The organism is Streptomyces sp. 8K308 (assembly GCF_004348315.1).
Lineage (GTDB): Bacteria > Actinomycetota > Actinomycetes > Streptomycetales > Streptomycetaceae > Streptomyces.
The window spans coordinates 1-2,876 of record NZ_SMKC01000538.1 but is presented as its reverse complement, the minus strand read 5'-3'; the positions used below and the strand labels follow the sequence as shown (position 1 = coordinate 2,876).

5 protein-coding genes are annotated in these 2,876 nt (G+C 74.7%); 4 read left to right on the top strand and 1 reads right to left on the bottom strand.

The genetic code is table 11. From position 1 onward, the window contains the following. Positions 1–58 precede the first annotated feature (58 nt). From E1265_RS35365 to E1265_RS35355, 3 genes are all read left to right on the top strand, one after another. Positions 59–475 (top strand): arsenate reductase ArsC, encoded by a 417-nt coding sequence (locus E1265_RS35365; RefSeq protein ID WP_132935046.1) that lies wholly within the window; start codon positions 59–61, stop codon positions 473–475. Between the two features lie 70 nt (positions 476–545). Then, positions 546–932 carry a DUF202 domain-containing protein gene (locus tag E1265_RS35360; protein WP_132935045.1) on the top strand — a complete coding sequence of 129 codons (387 nt, stop codon included), beginning with the start codon at positions 546–548 and terminating at the stop codon, positions 930–932. Next, positions 932–1,249, top strand: coding sequence for a DUF202 domain-containing protein (locus tag E1265_RS35355; RefSeq protein WP_132935044.1), 318 nt, complete (start codon positions 932–934; stop codon positions 1,247–1,249). Before E1265_RS35360 ends, E1265_RS35355 begins: the two co-directional genes overlap by 1 nt. On the opposite strand, the gene E1265_RS35350 is transcribed toward E1265_RS35355, so the two are convergent. Continuing rightward, the gene (locus E1265_RS35350; RefSeq protein WP_132935043.1) at positions 1,236–2,300 is read right to left on the bottom strand and encodes a PQQ-dependent sugar dehydrogenase; all 1,065 of its coding nucleotides are present in this window, start codon (positions 2,298–2,300) and stop codon (positions 1,236–1,238) included. The two genes, E1265_RS35355 and E1265_RS35350, sit on opposite strands and share 14 nt — an antisense overlap. A gap of 130 nt (positions 2,301–2,430) precedes the next feature. Here E1265_RS35350 and E1265_RS35345 point away from each other — a divergent pair. After that, a partial coding sequence (locus tag E1265_RS35345; RefSeq protein ID WP_132935042.1) for a MaoC family dehydratase occupies positions 2,431–2,876 on the top strand: 446 nt, incomplete at its 3' end.

The following is a 2,876-nucleotide window of genomic DNA, read 5'->3' as shown; positions in this document are numbered from 1 at the left end:
CCACCCCCGCACCCTCATACGACGATGTCACCCCGCACCAAGAAGGCAGTCTGGTCCCATGAGCACTCCCGACGTCCCCTCCGTGCTGTTCGTCTGCGTCCACAACGCCGGCCGTTCCCAGATGGCGGCCGCGTTCCTCACCCATCTCGCCGGGGACCGGGTCCAGGTGCGCTCCGCCGGCTCCGCGCCCGCCGACGCGGTGAACCCGGCCGTGGTCGCGGCCATGGCCGAGGTCGGCGTCGACATCTCCGCGGAGACCCCCAAGGTACTGACGGTCGAGGCGGTGCGGTCCTCCGACGTCGTCATCACCATGGGGTGCGGCGACGCGTGCCCGGTCTTCCCCGGCAGGCGGTACCTGGACTGGAAACTCGACGACCCCGCCGGCCAGGGCGTGGCGGCCGTCCGCCCGATCCGGGACGAGGTCGAACGACGCGTCCGCGGCCTGCTCACCGAACTCGGCGTGTCGATTGCCTGACCGGCGGAGCGCCCGCGACGTCAGCGGGCCCACCAGGCCCTCACGCGCGAGCGTGCGGCAGACTCTTCGCATGGTCGGGCGAATGGTGCGGGCGGTGCGGTTGTGGTTCGCGCCGTGGCGGGTCAGGGAGGAGGGGACGACCCCGGACTACCGGTTCTCGCTCGCCAACGAGCGCACGTTCCTGGCCTGGCTACGGACCGCGCTCGCGCTGCTCGCGGGCGGGATCGCCGTCGACCAGTTCCTGACGGACCTCGGCTGGGGGCCGCGGGTCGCGGTGGCCGTGCTGTTGCTGGCCGGCGGGGCGACGTGCGCGGTGCGGGCGGTAAACCACTGGGTGCGGTCGGAGCGGGCGATGCGGCGCGGGGAGGACCTGCCGATGAGCCGGTTCCCGGCGCTGCTCGCGGTGGGGACCGCGGTCACCGCGCTGGTGGTGATCGTGGCCGTGGCGGTCAGCTGATGGACGGCGACCGGGACCCGGGCGCGCAGCCGGAGCGCACGCGGCTCGCGTGGCGGCGGACCACGTTGGCGTTCGCGCTGGTGGTGGTGCTCGCCGGCAGGTCGCTGGTCGTCGCGGGTGACGGCCGCCCGGTCGCGGTGGTGGGGGTGGCGGTGGCGGCCGTGCTGTGGGCGGCGTTCCTGCTCCTCGCGCACCGCCGGCTCACGCAGCTGACCGAGCACCGGCCGGCCGCGGCGGCCGGCGGGGCGGTGCTGGCCGCCGCCGGGACCGTGCTGGCCACGGCGGCGGCGCTGGCGTTGACGCTCAGCGGAGGATGACGCGGTGGACGGCGTCCCGCCCGGCCGGGGCGCCCGGGCTGTCGGAGTTGCTGGTGGACAGCCACAGCGCGGTGCCGCCCGGCTCCGTGGCGACCGTGCGGAGGCGGCCGAGCTGGCCCTGGTAGTACGCCTGCGGGGTGCCGGCCTCGGTGCCGTTGAGCGGGATGCGCCACAGGCGTTGGCCGCGCAGGGCGGCCATGTAGAGGGCGCCGTCCGCGTAGGCGAGGCCGCTGGGGGACGCCTCGGCGGTGCTCCAGGTGCGCCTGGGGTCGGTCAGGCCGGGGCGGCCGCAGGTCCCCTCACAGGTGGGCCAGCCGTAGTTGGCGCCCTGCTGGATGAGGTTCAGCTCGTCCCAGGTGTTCTGGCCCAGTTCGGCGGCCCAGAGCCGGCCCGCGGCGTCCCAGGCGAGGCCCTGGGGGTTGCGGTGCCCCAGCGAGTAGACGTGGTTGCCGAACGGGTTGCCGGGGGCCGGGGCGCCGGTGGTGGTGAGCCGGAGGATCTTGCCGTTGAGCGACTGGGGGTTCTGCGCCAGCGCGGTCTGCTGGGCGTCCCCCGTGGTGGCGTAGAGGTAGCCGTCGGGGCCGAAGTCGAGCCGGCCGCCGTTGTGGTACGTGGCCCTGGCGATGCCGGTGAGGATGGGCTGGTAGCCGCCGATCGTCGTGCCGTCGAAGGTGAGGCGCGCGATGCGGTTGTCGCTCGCGGCGGTGTGGAAGACGTAGAAGGCCCGGTCGGTGGCGAAGTTGGGCGAGACGGCGAGGCCGAGCAGTCCGCCCTCGCCGCCGCTGACCACGTTGGGCACGGTGCCGACCACGGTGCGGGTGCCGTTCGGGGCGAGGCGGACCACGCGGTGGGTGTCGCGCTCGGCGTAGAGCGCGGAGCCGTCGGGCAGCCAGTCCATGCCCCAGGGGACGGACCAGCCGGCGGAGAGCTGGCTGATGCCGGCCGGCGCGGACAGCGGCGTGGGGCCACCTGGGGCGGTGCCGAGTAACGCGGTGACCAGGCCGGCCGCGGCGAGGGCCTTGGCGGCGCGGCGGAGGGTGCGGGCGTGCATGGGACCTCCCGGGTTCGAGGGACGGTGTGCGTGGCCAGCCCGGCGGCGTCGACGAACGCGTCACCGATCCCACCATCTTGACGATGGACCGTCAACAAGGCGGTGCGTGGCTCGGTATCCTGCCGGCATGGTGGAGGAGCCGCGGATCTTTACCTCGCCCGATGCCCTACTGACCGCCGTCGGTGAGGAGTTGGGGCCGGGCCCCTGGTTGGCGGTCGAGCAGCGGGCGGTCGACCTGTTCGCCGAGGCGACCGGCGACCACCAGTGGATCCACACCGACCAGGAGCGCGCCGCCGCGGGACCCTTCGGGTCGACCATCGCGCACGGCTATCTGACCCTGGCCCTGCTGCCGGTGCTCGTGCCGGGGCTGCTGCGGGTGGAGGGGGTGCGGCTGGCGCTCAACTACGGCGTCAACCGGGTGCGTTTCCCGGCGCCGCTGCCGACCGGCTCCCGGGTGCGGGCCACCGCCCGGATCGCCGGGGTTGACCGAGTGCCGGGCGGGACGCAGTTGACGCTGGCCGCCACGATCCGGCGGGAGGGCGGCGAGAAGCCGGTCTGCGTCGCGGAGACCGTGAC